This window comes from Achromobacter sp. GD03932, assembly GCF_029839485.1.
GTDB classification, from domain to species: domain Bacteria; phylum Pseudomonadota; class Gammaproteobacteria; order Burkholderiales; family Burkholderiaceae_B; genus Achromobacter; species Achromobacter bronchisepticus_A.
The window spans coordinates 1-16,837 of record NZ_JAOCAT010000002.1; the positions used below are offsets into that span (position 1 = coordinate 1).

16 protein-coding genes and 1 tRNA gene are annotated in these 16,837 nt (G+C 64.6%); 11 read left to right on the forward strand and 6 right to left on the reverse strand.

Annotated elements, in window-relative coordinates:
- Both N5C88_RS01685 and mutM read right to left on the reverse strand, forming a co-directional pair.
- On the reverse strand, positions 1 to 945 hold a 945-nt coding region (locus tag N5C88_RS01685; protein WP_280014535.1), incomplete at its 3' end, for an MBL fold metallo-hydrolase.
- A gap of 139 nt (positions 946 to 1,084) precedes the next feature.
- Positions 1,085 to 1,912 (reverse strand): bifunctional DNA-formamidopyrimidine glycosylase/DNA-(apurinic or apyrimidinic site) lyase, encoded by an 828-nt coding sequence (gene mutM / locus N5C88_RS01690; protein WP_059371349.1) that lies wholly within the window; start codon positions 1,910 to 1,912, stop codon positions 1,085 to 1,087.
- Here mutM and N5C88_RS01695 point away from each other — a divergent pair.
- The 9 genes from N5C88_RS01695 (at position 1,911) to ychF (ending at position 9,981) form a co-directional block, all read left to right on the forward strand.
- Positions 1,911 to 3,797 (forward strand): tetratricopeptide repeat protein, encoded by a 1,887-nt coding sequence (locus tag N5C88_RS01695; protein ID WP_059371350.1) that lies wholly within the window; start codon positions 1,911 to 1,913, stop codon positions 3,795 to 3,797. The genes mutM and N5C88_RS01695 overlap by 2 nt on opposite strands.
- A gap of 53 nt (positions 3,798 to 3,850) precedes the next feature.
- The gene (lolB, locus tag N5C88_RS01700; protein WP_059371488.1) at positions 3,851 to 4,393 is read left to right on the forward strand and encodes a lipoprotein insertase outer membrane protein LolB; all 543 of its coding nucleotides are present in this window, start codon (positions 3,851 to 3,853) and stop codon (positions 4,391 to 4,393) included.
- A 76-nt stretch (positions 4,394 to 4,469) separates the two neighbouring features.
- The gene (gene ispE / locus N5C88_RS01705) at positions 4,470 to 5,381 is read left to right on the forward strand and encodes a 4-(cytidine 5'-diphospho)-2-C-methyl-D-erythritol kinase (protein WP_280014536.1); all 912 of its coding nucleotides are present in this window, start codon (positions 4,470 to 4,472) and stop codon (positions 5,379 to 5,381) included.
- A gap of 1 nt (position 5,382) precedes the next feature.
- Positions 5,383 to 5,459 (forward strand) — tRNA-Gln (locus tag N5C88_RS01710).
- A gap of 140 nt (positions 5,460 to 5,599) precedes the next feature.
- Positions 5,600 to 6,550 (forward strand): ribose-phosphate pyrophosphokinase, encoded by a 951-nt coding sequence (locus N5C88_RS01715; RefSeq protein WP_006227587.1) that lies wholly within the window; start codon positions 5,600 to 5,602, stop codon positions 6,548 to 6,550.
- A gap of 148 nt (positions 6,551 to 6,698) precedes the next feature.
- A complete protein-coding gene (locus N5C88_RS01720; protein ID WP_042797362.1) occupies positions 6,699 to 7,313 on the forward strand; it encodes a 50S ribosomal protein L25/general stress protein Ctc in 615 nt (204 codons plus the stop codon).
- 97 nt (positions 7,314 to 7,410) lie between these two features.
- Positions 7,411 to 8,007 (forward strand): aminoacyl-tRNA hydrolase, encoded by a 597-nt coding sequence (gene pth, locus N5C88_RS01725; RefSeq protein ID WP_013396185.1) that lies wholly within the window; start codon positions 7,411 to 7,413, stop codon positions 8,005 to 8,007.
- Positions 8,007 to 8,792 (forward strand): CPBP family glutamic-type intramembrane protease, encoded by a 786-nt coding sequence (locus N5C88_RS01730; protein WP_118931362.1) that lies wholly within the window; start codon positions 8,007 to 8,009, stop codon positions 8,790 to 8,792. Before pth ends, N5C88_RS01730 begins: the two co-directional genes overlap by 1 nt.
- A 97-nt stretch (positions 8,793 to 8,889) precedes the next feature.
- Positions 8,890 to 9,981, forward strand: coding sequence for a redox-regulated ATPase YchF (gene ychF / locus N5C88_RS01735; protein WP_054451948.1), 1,092 nt, complete (start codon positions 8,890 to 8,892; stop codon positions 9,979 to 9,981).
- Positions 9,982 to 10,207: 226 nt separating this feature from the next.
- On the opposite strand, the gene N5C88_RS01740 is transcribed toward ychF, so the two are convergent.
- The 4 genes from N5C88_RS01740 to N5C88_RS01755 form a co-directional block, all read right to left on the reverse strand.
- Positions 10,208 to 10,585, reverse strand: a complete 378-nt coding sequence (locus tag N5C88_RS01740) for a ligand-binding protein SH3 (RefSeq protein ID WP_280014537.1) — start codon at positions 10,583 to 10,585, stop codon at positions 10,208 to 10,210.
- Between the two features lie 40 nt (positions 10,586 to 10,625).
- Complete coding sequence (locus N5C88_RS01745) at positions 10,626 to 11,381, reverse strand: sulfite exporter TauE/SafE family protein (RefSeq protein ID WP_251879224.1); 756 nt, start codon at positions 11,379 to 11,381, stop codon at positions 10,626 to 10,628.
- A 117-nt stretch (positions 11,382 to 11,498) separates the two neighbouring features.
- Positions 11,499 to 11,942: a MarR family transcriptional regulator gene (locus N5C88_RS01750; RefSeq protein WP_059371354.1), complete on the reverse strand. Its 444-nt coding sequence runs from the start codon at positions 11,940 to 11,942 to the stop codon at positions 11,499 to 11,501.
- Positions 11,943 to 11,945: 3 nt separating this feature from the next.
- Positions 11,946 to 13,544, reverse strand: a complete 1,599-nt coding sequence (locus tag N5C88_RS01755; protein WP_251879226.1) for an MDR family MFS transporter — start codon at positions 13,542 to 13,544, stop codon at positions 11,946 to 11,948.
- A 393-nt stretch (positions 13,545 to 13,937) separates the two neighbouring features.
- On the opposite strand from N5C88_RS01755, the gene N5C88_RS01760 reads away from it, so the two are divergent.
- Both N5C88_RS01760 and N5C88_RS01765 read left to right on the forward strand, forming a co-directional pair.
- Entirely contained in the window at positions 13,938 to 16,451 is a 2,514-nt protein-coding gene (locus N5C88_RS01760; protein ID WP_118931358.1) for an AsmA family protein, read from the forward strand.
- Positions 16,448 to 16,834 (forward strand): MOSC N-terminal beta barrel domain-containing protein, encoded by a 387-nt coding sequence (locus N5C88_RS01765; RefSeq protein ID WP_118931357.1) that lies wholly within the window; start codon positions 16,448 to 16,450, stop codon positions 16,832 to 16,834. Before N5C88_RS01760 ends, N5C88_RS01765 begins: the two co-directional genes overlap by 4 nt.
- The last annotated feature ends 3 nt before the right edge of the window (positions 16,835 to 16,837 follow it).

Sequence of the window (16,837 nt, forward strand, 5' to 3'; positions counted from 1 at the left end):
CAGCTGCGCCCACATTTCCAGGTCGCGCTTGTCGGTCCAGATGCGCGGGTGGGTGTAGCCGGTGGCCTCGTCATAGGCGCGCGACACGTCGAACGGCATGCAGTGGTCGAAGATCACCCAGTCGCTGTAGCGCGGCTTCATGAAGTCGTAGACCTCGCGGTAGATGGTCTTCAGGTCCTTGCCTTCGGCCACGCCGCGGTTCACCGCGCCGTACAGGTCGGTCAGGAAGGCGCGCGTGCCGGCCAGGCCCTGACGCACTTCAGTGGCGTTCTTCAAGGCGGGGCCGCGTCCCGGCACCATCTTCTCGGCTTCGAAGCTCGACAGCGCGTCCAGCGTGCTGGGCCAGTCGCGGAAGTAGGCGTCGCCGCAGTAGGGGGTGGACTGGTATTCGACCAGGTCGCCGGCGAACAGGATCTTCTGCTCGGGCAGCCAGGCGATGGTGTCGCCCTTGGTGTGGCCGCGACCCACTTGCAGCAGCTTGACTTCCAGGTTGCCCAGGTTGACGGTCATTTCGCCCTTGAACGTCATCGTCGGCCAGACCAGGCCAGGCGGAATCGATTCGGCGTTACGGAACAGGCGGGGGAAACGGCCGATCTCGCTGGCCTTGTCCTGTTCGCCGCGTTCGGCGATCAGGTCGTAGGTGTCGCGGCTGGCCAGGATTTCCTGGGCGTTGTAGGCCGACGCGCCGAACACGCGCACGGCGTGATAGTGCGACAGCAGGATGTACTTGATGGGCTTGTCCGTGACTTCGCGGATGCGGCGGATCACGTCTTGCGCCATGACCGGGGTGGCCTGGGTGTCGACCACCATGACGGCCTCGTCGCCGATGATCACGCCCGTGTTGGGGTCGCCTTCGGCCGTGTAGGCATAGGCGTTGTCGGACAGTTTTTCGAACGAGACGACCTTGTCGTCCAGGTCGGCGTGCGAGGCGAATTGCTTGCTCATGGAGGCTCCTTCCACTTTTATAGGAATAGGGTGTGTGGAAGGAATATAGCCCGGCGTTAGTTTTCGTGCAATACGTTTGCTATAAACAAATGGTCTTGTTTTTACAGGGATTTCCCGCGGATTTCAGCGGTGTCGGCGGTCAATTCCTTTGGCATTTCGGGCAATAGTAGGTGGCACGCTGCCCTTGGACGATGCGCCGTATCGGGGTGGCGCAGACCCGGCAGGGCTGACCCTCGCGTTCGTAGACGGCGGCGTGGATCTCGAAGTAGGCGCCCGGCTCGCCGGTGGCCCCGACATAGTCGCGCAGCGTGCTGCCGCCCGAGGTCAGGGCATCGGCCAGGGTGGCGCGCACCATCTCGGCCAGGCGTTCGCAGCGGGCCGGCGACAGCTTGTTGGCCGGCGTCTTGGGATTGATGCGGGCGCGGAACAGGCTTTCCGACGCATAGATATTGCCCACGCCCACCACCGCCATGCCGGCAAGCAGCACCTGCTTGATGGCGGCGCCGTGGTTCTTGAAGTGGCGGTGCAGCCAGGCGCCGTCGAAGCGCGGGTCGAAGGGTTCGATGCCCAGCTTGGCCAGCAGGGGATGGGCCTCTATGGGGCCGTCGGATTCGGGGTGCCACAGCACCGCGCCGAAGCGCCGCGGGTCGTGCAGGCGCAGTACCGCTTGCTCGAAGACCCATTCGACATGGTCGTGCTTGCGCAGGAATTCGCCGGGCGCGACGCTGCGCAGCGACCCCGACATGCCCAGATGCACGATCTGGGTGCCGTGTTCGAACCGCAGCAGCAGGTACTTGCCGCGGCGCGCGCATTCCAGCACGGCGCGGCCAGCGACCTGCGCAGGCAGATCCTGCGGGATCGGCCAGCGCATGCGGGATTCATGGATGACCAGCCGCGTCAGCGTCCGGCCGGTGATGACGGCGTCGATTCCCCGACGCGTGGTTTCGACTTCAGGCAGTTCCGGCATGAGCCAGTGTAAGATCATTAATTGCGTGTACGAAGATTGTGCCATCAACCGGACGGGCCGCGTGAAGTCGTCTTTCAAACCTATAAATATCGGGATCGCCGCGCTAGCGCTTGCGCTGGCAGCAATATTGACCCCGCCGGCCCAGGCCGCCGACAGCCGGACGCGCGATGCGACCGGGCCCAGGATGGCGCCCCAGAGCCGCCACCCTGAAACCGAAGTCATCCGGCTGCGCCCCGGGCAGTTGCCCTATGTCTCGCTGACCGCGGACATCTTTTATCGCGTGCTCGCGTCCGAGATCGCCGCGCAGCGCGGTATGTACGGTTCCGCGGCGACCACCATGCTGGGCCTGGCGCGGGATACCGGTGATCCACGCCTGGCCCGCCGCGCCCTGGAATTCCAGTTGGCCGGCGGCAACCTGCCGGGCGCGTTGGACGCGGCCCGGGTCTGGGCGCGCCTGTCTCCCAATGACGTCGAGGCCAGTTCCACCGAGCTGGCGCTGGCCGCGGCCAACGGCCAGACCAAGGGTCTGTCGCAGGCCTTGCGCAACCGCATCGATTCCTCGCGCGACAAGCCGGCCGCCATCGGCCAGGCGCTGGCCGTGCTGAGCCGGTTGAACGACCGCCGCCTGGCCTTGCGCATCCTGGATGAATCGTTGAGTGACAACGTGCGCAAGCTGCCGGCCGCGCACTTGGCGTTGGCGGATGTGGCTTCCGCCTCTGGCGACTACACCCGCGCCGCGCAGGAGTCCCGAGCGGCCCTGGCGGCGGATCCCAAGTCGGAGCCCGCGGCTCTGCGCGTGCTGGAATACGGCTACAAGGTGGACCCGCAGCGCGCGCAGACCGAGGCGCGCGCCTACATCGCCCGCAACCCCAACTCCCGCAAGGTGCGCCTGATGCTGGCCGGCCAGTTGGCCGACAGCGGCGACTACAACGGCGCGTTGTCTGAATTGCAGGCCATGTCGCGCCGTTCCCCGGAAGATTTCGACCTCCTGTTCATGCAGGCGCAGCTGGCCTACAAGGCCGGGCAACTGCCGCAGGCCAAGAACCTGCTGCAGCAGTACCTGGACGTGCAGCAGCAGCGCCAGCGCGCTACCGTGCCGGGGGCGACCGACGCCGGCGCCGCCGCGGCCGATGCCCATGTGCTGCTGGCCCGCATCGCCGAAGACCAGGGGCAATACGACGACGCCATTGCCGAATTGGGCCGCATCGACGATCCGACGTTGCGCTACTCGGTGCGCATGCGCCAGGCTGCCTTGCGCGCCAAGAGCGGCCGCGTGGACGACGCGCTCGCCATGATCGACGCCGCCGGGCCCCAGGACGAGGAAGAGCGCACGCTGGGCGTGCTGACCAAGGCCCAGATCCTGCGCGATGCCGACCGCGTGCAGCAGGCGGTGTCGGTGTTGGAAGCAGCCGATCAGGCGCTCCCCGACACGGTCGAGATCAAATACGAACTGGCCATGCTGTACGAGCGCCAGAATCGCCTGGCCGATCTGGAACGCATGCTGCGGCAGGTCATCGCGCTGGACCCGGATCATGCGCATGCCTATAACGCGCTGGGCTACACCCTGGCCGACCACAACCAGCGCCTGCCCGAGGCCCTGGATCTGATCACGCAAGCGCTGGAGCTTGCGCCCAACGATCCGTTCATCCTCGACAGCATGGGCTGGGTCAAGTACCGCATGGGCGATTCGGCGGCCGCCGCCGACTACCTGCGGCGCGCCTACAGCGTGCGTCCGGAAGCCGACATTGCCGCCCACTTGGCTGAAGTCCTCTGGACCCAGGGCAAGCGCGACCAGGCCGTCGAATTGCTGCGCGCCGCGGTGTCCAAGGATCCCAAGAACAAGACCGTTCAGGACGTTGCCAAGCGCCTGGGGATCAGCCTGTGACCGCAGTGTTTCAACGTGCGCTCGGCGCCGCCGCGCCGCTGCGCTGGTTCCTGATGGCGATGCTGGCGGCGACGCTGGCCGCCTGCACCACGCCCAAGCCGATTGAAGGCGCCAGCGCCGATGCGTTCTCGCGCATCGGCCGCTTCGCCATCACCGTCAACGAGGAAAGCGGCAAGCAGAACGCCGTGCAGGGCGGCTTCTCGTGGTCGGACGATGGCCGCCACTATGTGCTGGACTTGACCAATCCCCTGGGCTCGACCGAGGCGCGGGTGGAAGGACGGCCCGGCGCGGCCAGTCTGACCAAGGCCGACGGCACCCGTCTGGTCGCCGACAACCCCGATGCCCTGGCTGCGGAAGCGCTGGGCAGCAGCATGCCCGTGTCCGGGCTGCGCGACTGGCTGCGCGGCAAGCTGGCTGCGACGCCCGAGGCGACCGAAGTGTCGCGCGACGAACTGGGTCGCCCGGCGGCTTTCGAGCAGGGCGGCTGGCGCGCGCGGCTCTCGCGCTACGACACGCTAGGCCCCCAATTGCTGGTGCTGGAACGCCTGGAGCCGGGCCGGCGCATCATGCTGCGCCTGGTCGTCAATCAGCCTTGAATAGCGGGCCGTCGTGGCCCGGAATCAGCGGTCGCCCGGTAAAATCGGGCGACCGCTTTTTTTTGTTCGTTCAGCCGTGACTCTCTACGACGTACCCGCTCCCGCCAAGCTCAATCTGTTCCTGCACGTCGTAGGCCGGCGCGCCGACGGTTATCACCTGCTGCAGACCGCCTTCCGCTTTATCGACCTGTGCGACACCTTGCATTTCGATGTGCGCGCCGATGGCGTCATCAGCCGCGCCCAGGAACTGCCGGGCGTGCCGGAAGAACTGGACCTGACCCTGCGCGCCGCGCATGCGCTCAAGCGGGCCACGGGCACGAAGCAGGGCGTGCAGATCGGCCTGGAAAAGCGCATACCGCAAGGCGGAGGGCTGGGCGGAGGCTCGAGCGATGCCGCCTCGGTGCTGATAGCGCTGAACAGGTTGTGGGGCACCGGGCTGTCGCGGCGCGAACTCATGGCGCTTGCGCTGCCGCTGGGCGCCGATGTACCCGTATTCGTCTTCGGCCAGTCCGCATTTGCCCAGGGCGTCGGCGAAGACCTGACGGCGGTGACGCTGCCGGATTGCGCGTATCTGGTGGCGCAGCCGGACGCCAGCGTGCCCACGCCACAAATATTTTCCGCACCCGATTTGACAAGGGATTCTTCTTCCATCACAATAGCGGTCTTTCTTGCTTCGCCTAATTCCCGCTTCGGCAGGAATGATTTGGAGCCGGTGGTCTACCGTCTTTACCCAGAAGTGCTTGGGGCATCGCGGTGGCTTGCTGAGCAGGGAGTCCTTCATGGAAACCCAGTTCGCATGTCGGGATCTGGTGCGTGTTTATTCGCCGAATTTTCCGAACTCTCCGAAGCCGTTTTGGCAGAAGCAGAAATATCCGCTATAATGCGCGGCGCTGATAAAACATTCAGCCAAACGCATCCACGGTTTCGGTTAGTGCAGGCATGTACTGGGTTAACTGAACATCCGTTGCGGAATTGGATTGCAAGATAGTTGGGGAGTCGCCAAGCTGGTTAAGGCACCGGATTTTGATTCCGGCATGCGAAGGTTCGAATCCTTCCTCCCCAGCCAACCGAATACATAAAAAAGCTGTTGAACACGCCTGTAAGACACTGGCCCGGGTTCAGCAGCTTTTTTATTTTCCGGGTCCGCTGGTGCATCACCTCGCATCACCTCGTTAGTGTCTTAAAACGACCATCGCATCATCCATCATGGCAAACGATAGCTTCATGATTTTCACGGGCACCGCCAACACTCGGCTGGCCGTGGACGTAGTCAACCACCTCGATATGTCCCTGGGCAAGATGACCGTCGGTCGCTTCTCGGACGGCGAAGTGATGGTCGAGATCAACGAGAATGTGCGCGGCAAGGACGTGTTCGTCCTGCAGCCCACCTGTGCTCCCACCAACGACAACCTGATGGAAATCATGGTGATGGTCGATGCCCTGCGCCGCGCTTCCGCTGGCCGCATCACCGCCGCCATTCCCTATTTCGGCTATGCCCGCCAGGACCGCCGCCCGCGCTCGGCGCGCGTGGCCATCTCGGCGAAGGTCGTGGCCAACATGCTGCAAGTGGCTGGCGTCGACCGCGTCCTGACGATGGACCTGCACGCTGACCAGATCCAGGGTTTCTTCGATATCCCCGTGGACAACATCTACGCGGGTCCGATCCTGCTGGGCGACATCTGGCGCCGCAATTTCTCGAACCTGGTCGTCGTGTCCCCGGACATCGGCGGCGTGGTGCGGGCCCGCGCGCTGGCCAAGCAGCTGGAAGCCGATCTGGCCATCATCGACAAGCGCCGTCCGCGCGCCAACGTGTCGGAAGTGATGAACATCATCGGTGAAGTCGACGGCCGCACCTGCATCATCATGGACGACATGGTCGACACCGCCGGCACGCTGTGCAAGGCGGCGCAGGCCTTGAAGGACCGCGGCGCCGGCGCCGTTTACGCCTATTGCACGCACCCCGTGCTGTCGGGCGGCGCCATCGACCGCATCGAAGCGTCGGAACTGGACGAACTGGTCGTCACCGACACCATTCCGCTCTCCGAGCAAGGCCAGGCCAGCGGCAAAATCCGCCAGTTGTCGTGCGCCGCGCTGCTGGGCGAGACCATCCTGCGTATCTCGAACGCGGAATCGGTCAGCTCGCTGTTCGTCGATTAAGACGCGGCGTCCCCTCGGACGGGTAGTCCGGATACAGAGTTTTGCGCCTTGCTGGTCGCGGCAAGGTGCAACCAACACGGCGCGCATTTCGCGTGCCGTGCATTAATCGGCGAAGCCTCTTCGCCATTTATTGTTTTTGGAGTTTTCCATGAAATTCAATGCCACTGCGCGTAGCGTCCAGGGTTCGAGTGCGAGCCGCCGCCTGCGCCGCGCGGGCCGCGTTCCCGCCATCGTTTATGGCGGTACGGCTGCCCCCCTGAACATCGAACTCGACCACAACGAGATCTACCACGCCCTGCGCAAGGAAGAATTCCACGCGTCGATCCTGCAAATGGCGCTGGAAGGCGCAGCCAAGGAAGAGCAAGTCCTGCTGCGTTCGGTTCAATGGCACGCCTACAAGCCGCAAGTCCTGCACGTGGACTTCCAGCGCGTGGACGCCAACCAGGCCCTGCACACCAAGGTCCCGTTCCACTTCATCAACGCTGAAGTCTCGCCGGCCGTGAAGCTGGGCGGCGCCATCATCAGCCACGTCCTGACCGAACTGGAAATCACCTGCCTGCCGGCAGCGCTGCCCCAGTTCATCGAAGTGGACCTGAAGGATCTGCTGCCTGGCGCTTCGGTCCACCTGGCCGACATCAAGCTGCCCAAGGGCGTGACGTACGTGCCCCACGGCGGTGACGCCAACCCGCTGTTGGCCGCCACGGCCGTGGTCAAGGGCGGCGCTGCCGCCGACGAAGGCGCTGCCGAAGCTCCGGCCGCCTAAGTTCCGCCGGAAAGCCTGCGGGCTTTCCCCGGCTGGTACCCGAAACCCTGCGTGTGCATTTGCATGCGCAGGGTTTTTTGGTTTAAACACCCCCATCATGTCTACTCCTATACGCCTCATCGTCGGACTGGGTAATCCCGGCCCCGACTACGAAACGACCCGGCATAACGCCGGCTTCTGGCTGGCCGACCATCTGGCGGACGACTTGCGCGCTTCTTTTGCGCTGGAGAAGTCCTTTTTCGGCATGGTGGCCAAGTCCCGCCTGGGCGCCGACAACGTGCTGCTGTTAAAGCCCAATACCTACATGAATCGTTCCGGCCAGGCGGTCGGCGCGTTGGCCCGCTTCTATAAGCTGACGCCGGAGCAGGTGCTGGTGCTGCACGACGAACTGGACTTGATGCCGGGGCAGGTGAAATTGAAACAGGGCGGCGGCCACGCTGGCCACAATGGCTTGAAGGACATCCAGGCGGCCTTGGGCAGCCCCAACTTCTGGCGCCTGCGCATCGGCATCGGCCATCCCCGCACGCTGGGCCTGGCCCAGCAGGTGGCGGACTTCGTGCTGCATCCCCCGCGCCGCGAGGAACAGAAAGAGATCGAAGCGGTCATCGACCGGTGCCGCGCCGTGGTGCCAGCCATGCTGGCTGGCGATTTCCCGCTGGCGACACGCCAACTCCATAGCGGCAACGAGGCCTGATGACGGACCAGCGGCAATCGGCTTCAGTGTCTGGCGGAAAGCTGCGCTTTCGCAGCGAAGTCGCGGATTTCTGGCGCTTCATCCGCCATCCGCATCCGGCTTCGCGCCTGCCGGGGCGTGCTGCCGCGAGCGGCCTCGTGGCCGACTGGTGGCCGGGCATGGGGCCGGGTCGACTGCTGGCCTGGGCCGCGCTGCTGTGGGCCGTGAACCTGTTTGCATTGGGGCCTGTAGCCGTGGCTGCGGCCGGGCTGGGCGGCGTCACGCACCGGCTCGATCCCGCCAACATCCCCTGGCTGACCGCGGTGATCTGGGCGCCGTTGGTCGAAGAAATGTTGTTCCGTTATGGTCTGCGCCGCCCCAAGCAGACACTGTGGCTGATTCCGGCGATGGTGCCCGTGGTGCTATGGGGCCCCAAGGTCTGGACCGCTCTGCTGCTGGCCGCATTTGTCATCCTGGCATGCTGGGGCGCGCGTCAGCGCGCCGAACCGCTGCAAGGCTGGGATACGACCTGGCGGCGCTACTACTTGAAGCACTACGGCCTGGTGTTCCACCTGGTCGCGCTGACCTTCGCGGCGGTGCACCTGACCAACTTCGTCTACAGCAAGACGCCTTACTGGCTGTTGCCCCTGCTGGTGCTGCCGCAATGGCTCACGGGCCTAGTGCTGGGCTGGATGCGCGTGCGCCGCGGCATCGGCGCCGCCATATTGCTGCATTCCGCTTTCAATGCCGGCCCCATTTTGATGATCTGGATCATCATGCGCTGGGTTCCCGCCGCCGCAGCCTAACCGGGGCCGCAACGGCGGTCCGGCCGGCGGGGCTTGAGCGCCCAGCCGGGGTAAACTAGAACGTTAACGATCAATACCGTACTTACACAGGATTCCCATGGCTCTGCAATGCGGCATCGTCGGCCTGCCCAACGTAGGCAAATCGACCCTCTTCAACGCTCTGACCCGCGCCGGCATCGCCGCCGAAAACTATCCGTTCTGCACCATCGAACCCAACGTCGGTGTGGTCGAAGTGCCGGATCAGCGTCTGCAGAAGCTGGCTGAAATCGTCAAACCCGAACGCATCCTGTCCGCCACCGTCGAATTCGTCGACATCGCTGGCCTGGTGGCCGGCGCGAGCAAGGGCGAAGGCCTGGGCAACCAGTTCCTCTCGCACATCCGCGAAACCGACGCCATCGTCAACGTGGTGCGCTGCTTCGAAGATCCCAACGTGATCCACGTGGCCGGCAAGGTCGATCCCATCGCCGACATCGAAGTCATCGAAACCGAACTGGCCCTGGCCGACCTGCAGACCGCTGAAAAGGCGCTGCAACGCCACCAGAAGACGGCGCGCTCGGGCGACAAGGAATCGCAGCGCATCGTGGCCGTGCTGGAAAAGTGCGTGGCCCAGCTGAACGAAGCCAAGCCGATCCGCGCGCTGGACCTGTCCACCGAGGAAAAGGCCGACATCGCCCAGCTCTGCTTCATCACCGCCAAGCGCGCGATGTACGTGGGCAACGTGGCCGACGACGGCTTCACCAACAATCCGCTGCTCGACCGCCTGACCGAATTCGCCGCCGCGCGCAATGCGCCGGTGGTCGCCATCTGCGCCGCCATCGAATCCGAAATCGTCGACCTCGATGACGCCGACCGCCAGGCCTTCCTGTCGGATATGGGCATGGAAGAGCCCGGCCTGAACCGCCTGATCCGCGCCGCCTTCAAGCTGCTGGGCCTGCAGACCTACTTCACCGCCGGCGTGAAGGAAGTGCGCGCCTGGACCGTGCCGATCGGCGCCACCGCGCCCCAGGCCGCCGGCGTCATCCACACCGACTTCGAACGCGGCTTCATCCGCGCCCAGACCATTTCCTACGACGACTACATCACTTACAAGGGTGAGCAGGGCGCCAAGGAAGCGGGCAAGATGCGCGCGGAAGGCAAGGAATACATTGTGCAGGATGGGGACGTGATGAACTTCTTGTTCAACGTCTAAGCGAAACCGCACATTCCGAGAAGCGCCCCAAAGATTGGACCCTGGTCCGATCTTTGGGGTGTTTTTCATGGTGAGGCGTCAAGAGCAATGCGCGCCGCTTCAGGAAGGGCTTTGCGAGAACGGCATGAGGGACGAGAAATGATCGGTCGCGGCGAATAGGCTGGCTATTCGCCGCAAATCATGCGGTGAATAGCGGGATGACTGGCAGCGACCGGGTTGGACCGCATCAGCAGATGGTGTGATCGCACAGACGCAGGTTTTCAAGCGGCACCCAGCCCGCCTCTTCACCAATAAGCCTGACCACCCACACCCATCCATTCAATTCGCGTTCTCCGCGCAGTATTTCGCCTTGCGCGACATCCAGTTCCTTGTTGGTGAAATCCTCCAGCATTGTCGCGCTGCCGTCGGCGTGGCGGTCCAGGAATTGCGCCGGCACGAAGCCGGCTTGTTGGTCTGTTGGCGTGCACAGATACCAGTCGGGCCAGCCCTCGGGGCCATCGTACCGTTCGCCGACGGCGACGCGATCGCCCTTGCGCACCAGCATGGGTTCGGGGAACTCGCTGGTGTGGGCCTGGACGACGAGGTAGCGGCGGTCGGGATTCATGGGCATTGTCGGGTCCGTATTGCTGCGGGTACGGACGGAACTATGCCATGCGCTCCAGCAGCCGCGGCACCGCCGAGGCCAGCAACGCGACTCCGGAAGCCGTCAGCAGGCCCAGCACGATCTGCCGGAAGCGCGCCTCGCTGATGCCTATGTAAAGCTTGGCGCCCAGCAGCACCGGCACCAGCATGGCGGCGGCGACGATGGCGAACATGGGCAACATGGCGCGCGTGACGATGCCGCTGGCCAAGTACGTGCCCATGGTCACCAGCAGCATGGACAGGTTGAAGTTCTGGATGATGGCGCGTTGCGCGTCTTTGTCGAATCCGCGCAGGGTGCACCACAAGGTGGGCAGCGTGCCCGTGAAGCCGCCGATGCCGCCCAGCACGCCGCCAGCCATGCCGACGGCCGCGTCGGCGGCGCGCCCGCCTGCGGAGATCTTCGGGAGATTCTTGGCCAGCAACATGGCGGGGCACCAGATCACGAGCAGGAGGCCGAGTATGGTCTTGAACCAATCCATGTCCAGGCGCGGCAGCAACGCCACGCCCAGCGGAATGCCGAACAGGCCGCCGATCACGAAGGGCAGCAAGCGTCGCAGATCGAAGCCGCGGCGCACGGTGATGGCGGCGAGGATCTGTCCGACCAGGGCGCCGAATACCGCGAGCGTCGCAGCCAGGCGCGGGTCCAACACCCAGGCCCAGAACGACATCGCCACCAGGCCGAAGGCAAAGCCTGACAGACCTTGCACGAAGCCCGCGATGACCGCGCCCAGGGTCACCACCAAATACACGGAATCCATTGCCGCCTCTTTGTTTTTATGTCGGGAAACGGCTTGTATTCTGGATGATCCTGATGGCTCGCGAATCGCGTTTTGCTATGGGCCGATACCGCGCTTCTTATGGAGGCGCAGTGGGTTCTAGTTCGGCGTCTTATCTGCCGCCCGCAGGAAGTTCGCCTCCAGCACGCTCAGCACGCGATTCAACGTATCGATATCCGCGGCCGACAACCCCTTGAGCGATTCTTCGAAGAAGGCCGCCCGCTTGGGCAAGGCTTCGTCCACCACGGCCTGGCCGGCCGGCGTGAGGCTGGCGTTGGTCAGACGGTTGTCCTGCGGATCCACGGCGCGCGCGATCCAGCCCAGCTTCTGCATGGCCTGCAGCTGCCGTGTGAGCGATGCGGGATCGAGCCGGCAGCGTTCGGCCAGATGCTTCTGCGAACATTGGCCGCACTCATGCAGCGCCAGCAGGATGCGCCAGCGGGGCAGGGCGTGGCCAACCGTGCTGCTGAACGCGCTCTGCATGCCGCGGTAGGCCTGTCCCATGTGCTGGATGACCTGCAAGCCTTGTTGTTGTTTGGGCAAAAGCTATTCTCCGACGCCGGCCGGCTCTGGTTTGGAGGGGCGGATCAACTGGACCGGCGGCACGCGCCGCACGCACCAGAGCGCGAACACCGCAACCGCCAGGGCAATGAGCTGCCCTTCGTGGATGGCGCCGACGAGCGCGACGCGCGCGATCTCGATCAGCGAGGTTCCGTCCTGGCCTTGATGCGCCAATTGTGCCAGGAACTGCGTCTGGGCCGCGGGATTGACCAGCATCTGGGGATCGTTCAGCTCGGGCAGCCAGCGCGCGGAAGCGCCGCGCAGCGTGGATTCGACGCCGCTGAAATAGCTGTGGCTGACCATGGTGCCGACGATCGCCGTGCCCAGCATGCCGCCTATCATGCGCAGGGACTGCAGCAGCGCGGTGGCGATGCCCAGGTGGCTGCGGCCGGCGGTCTGCTGCGCGAAGACCGTCAGGTTGGGCATGATGAAGCCCATGCCCAGCCCGGCCATCAGCATGTATGCGGCGATGAGCGCATGTGACGTATAGCTATGGGTGGTAACAATGCCCAGACACGAGAGCGCCATCAGGATGAAACCCGCGTACAGCATGCGGTTGGGATTGCGGATGCGGGTGATGATGCGGCCGTTGACGATGCTGCCCACGGTGATGAAAACCACCATCGGCGTGATCAGCAGTCCGGCGTCCTGGGGCGACAGCCCGAAGCCGCCCTGTAGCAGCAGCGGCGCGTAGAACAGCAGCGAGTACATGGTCACGCCCACCAGCAGGGCCAGCGTGAAGAGCATGGCCAAGCCGCGATTGCGGAACATATCCAGGGGCAGTAGCGGGTGCGGGCAGCGCCGTTCCCACCAGAACAGCAGGGCGAAGGCCGCCGCGCTGCCCACACCCAGCAGCATGATGGATGCGCTCAGTCCTTCCTTGGGCAGCAGCTCGACCAGTAGCTGCAGGCTGCCCAGCGCCAGCGCGATGAGCAGCGCGCCCTGCCAGTCCAGCCGCACGCGGCCGGTCGTGTGGTTGCGCAGGTGCGGCAGATGGCGTCCGACGAACCAGAGGCCGAGTATGCCGATGGGCAGGTTGACGTAGAACACCGAGCGCCAGCCGTAGTGCTCGGTCAGCGCGCCGCCCAGGGTCGGGCCGATGGCATTGGCGATGCCGAAGGCGGAACTGAGCATGACCTGCCAGCGCAACCGCACGTGGGGATCGGGAAACAGGTCGGGGATGGATGCGAACGCCGTGCCTACCAGCATGCCGCCGCCTATGCCTTGCAGCGCCCGCGCCAGGACCAGCGTGAACATGCTGTCGGCCGCGCCGCATAGCGCCGAGGCCAGGGTGAACAGCACGATGGCCGCCACCACGAATGGTTTGCGCCCGTAGTAGTCGCCCAGGCGGCCGAAGATGGGCACGGTGATGACGGAGGTAAGCAGGTAAGACGTCGCTACCCATGCATACAGTTCGAAGCCCTTGAGTTCGGCCACAATGGTCGGAAGCGCGGTGCCGACCACGGTCTGATCGATGGCGACCATCATCATGACGAAGCACATGCCCAGCATGGCAAGCAAGGTTTGGCGGAAAGGAAGCACCTGGCCGGGCGAGTGGGGGGTGCCTGTAGCGGGGGCGGACATTGTTGGATCTATCAATGATTGATGTATCAATCATTCTAGCCCTACAATCCGCGAGACAGAAAGTTGTCAGGTCCGAGGCCGGATTTCGACGCGCGGCATTGATGCCGATAGTGTTGATTTTGTGTTGCCTCGCCCTGCCATCTGCGCGAAGCCGGCCCGATTTGTTACGATAGCGCTATCTGTACGCTGGCTCGGCTGGCGTCTTCATCAAGCCTTCCTTGGCAGATCCCATTTTTGGCGCCGCAGCCCCAGGCTCGGCAAGAGAGCGGGCACGCCCTGAAAGGCCGTGGCTAAATGGGCCTGGCGGTTTTTCCGCAGCTAAAGCACCTTCCGCGCGCCTGGCGCCGCGGACGGCATTCAAGGATTTCCAGTCGAGGTACCGACGGGGCAGCAATGAAAACGTGGTTCAAGCGCATTTTGATAGGCCTGGTAGTGTTGGTTGTCGTGGCCGTCGTTGGCCTGGCCATCTTCTTGCTGACATTCGACCCCAACGCGTACAAGTACAAGCTGGAAGAGCTTGTCCAGCAACGCTACCAACGCACGCTGACGATCGACGGCGAGATCGAGCTGTCACTCTTCCCGCGCATCGGGCTGTCGGTGCAGGGCGTGTCGCTGTCCGAGCCGAACAGCTCCGAGACATTCGCCTCCATCGATAGCACCAGGCTGGCGGTCGCCGTGTGGCCGCTGCTGTCCAACAGCTTTGTCGTCGACCATGTGGCCATCACCGGTTTCAAGGCCCGTGTGGTGCGGGACAAGCAGGGTCATTTCAATTTCAGCAATCTCGTGGGCGGCACCGCTCCGATCACGGCGGCGCCGGCCAATCCGGCTGAAGCCTTGGCGGGCGCGGCGCAGAGCGCGGTGCAGGCCATCGCCAACGGCAACCTGCCGCAGCCGCGCAACAACATGCAGATCGACATCGCCGGGCTTGACCTGAAGGACGGCCAGGTGCAGTTGCAGGACGAGATCTCGGGCATGGCGGTGGCGGTCACCAAGATCAACGCCAACACCGGCCGCGTCACCTTCAATCAGCCGTTCGATGTGCGCATGACCGCGCGCGTCGAAGGGGGCGATCCACGCGTGGACGCCAATCTGACCGGTCAGGCCCTGCTGACGCTGGACCCGTCCGCCAAGCGCTACGCCGCGCAGAAGCTGGACCTGCGCATGGACGGCAAGCTGCCGGGCGCCGAGGCCAAGAGCCTGGCCATGCGCGGCAACCTGGCCTTCAACGGCCAGAAGTCGGCACTGGATATTGCCGGTCTGGAAATCGTCTTCCAGGGCGACGTCACGGATCCCGCCGCGCGCGCGACCAATGTGGATGCCAGCGTGGCCATCCCCAAGTTGGCGATCGACCCGCACAAGAGCCAGCTGCAGATCGAAAAGCTTGCCATCCGCGCCAAGGGCGGCATGGCCGACGGTCCCTTCGAATTCGCCGTGGACGCGCCCGCGCTCAACATCTCTCCGGCTTCGGCCACGGGAGAGGCGCTGACCGGCCGTGTGCGCATCAGCGGCCTGGACGCGAGCTTCGGCCTGAACGGCATCAGCGGCAATGCCGGCGAACTGGAAATCAAGGAAGCCAAGCTGGACAGCACGTCCAAGAACGGCGAACGGATCGTCAAGCTGAACTTCGCTTCGCCGCTGTCCTTGAACCTGCTGCAGCGCAGCGGCGGCTTGTCCGGCCTGCGCGGCGACGTCAACATTACCGATCCGGGACTGCCCAAGGGCAGCCTGCAGATTCCCGTGATCGGCAGCGCGACCGTGGATCTGCTGAAGGATCAGGCCACCAGCAAAATCAACGCCGTGCTGGAAGGCGGCAAGTTCGATCTGAGCGCGGACATCACCAAGCTGAGCGATGCGCCGAAGGTGAATTTTGCGCTGGTGGTGGACACGCTCGATCTGGACAAGCTGGTGCCTCCCGCGGCGGCAACGCCTGCGCAGCCGGCGCCCAAGCAGCCTGCGGAAGCCAAGAAGGAAGATGGCAAGCCGGCTCAGCCGGCTCCTGCGCCCGCCAAGCCTGCCGACGATACGATCGACCTGTCGGCGCTGATCGGCCCCAGCGTCAACGGCACGATCAAGGTCGGCAAGCTGGTCGTGCGCGGCCTGAAGGCCGATGACGTCGGCGCCGCGGTCAAGCTGGACAAGGGCAAGCTGGATATCTCCAGCCTGACGGCGGGCCTGTACGGCGGCAAGCTGGCGGGCACGCTGTCGGTGGATGCCGCGCAGGGTAACCAGCTGGCCACCAAGATGTCGCTGGCCGGCATTGCCATCGAACCGTTCCTGATGGACCTGGCGCGCCAGAACGTGCTGAGCGGCACGGGCAGCCTGGCGCTGGATTTGAAGACGGCGGGCGCCAACGCCTATGCCATGAAGAGCGGTCTGGGCGGCACGATGCAATTGCGCCTGCGCGATGGCGCGGTCAAGGGCATCAACCTGACGCAGACGCTGCGCGAACTGAAGGCCGCCTTCAAGCCTGAGTCGCAGAACGAAACCGTCGCCTCCGACACCAGCAAGCAGACGGAATTCTCCGAGATGGACGCCGATTTGGCCTTCGCCAAGGGCGTGGCCGCGGTCAAGCGCCTGAACGTGGTGTCACCGCTGTTGCGCGTGACGCAGGGCGACCCGGCCACCATAGACTTCGTCAAGAGCGAACTGGACCTGGTGGCGCGCGCCCGCGTCGTCAATCCGGCTGCCGATCCGGAAGGCAAGGAGCTGATAGACCTGAAGGACGTCACCATCCCCGTGCACGTCAAGGGGCCGTTCGACAAGCCGACCTACACTGTGCTCTGGAAGGACGCCATAGGCGGCATACTCCAGCGCAGCCTGGAAAACAAGCTGCGCGAAGCGGTGACGGGCAAGGGCAAGGGCGGCGCGGCCGTCGACAAGGCTTTGAAGGGATTGCTGGGCAAATGAACGCCGAGAACTTCCAACCCGTGGCCGAGTGCGGCTTGACCGCGCAGGCCGAGGCCGCGGGCTATCACCGGCAATGGCTGGTCGCCAACGATTCCGGGCAGTGGCTGAACCGCGCCCTGTGTCCGCGGCTGGCCGAGGTCTCGGTCGAGTTGCGGTTGGGCTACCTGGTGCTGAAGGCGCCAGGCATGCTGCGCATGGACATTCCGCTGGACGTCATCGAAGACGACGACAGCGTGCGCTACAGCATGAAGGTGGGCGAGCAGGTAGTCGATGTGATCGACGAAGGGGAGCTGGCCGCGGCCTGGATTTCCAACTTCGTGCAGGTGCCTTGCCGCATCATGAAGGTACACCCCGACACGCCCGTGGCCGCTTGGCCGGCCTGAAGG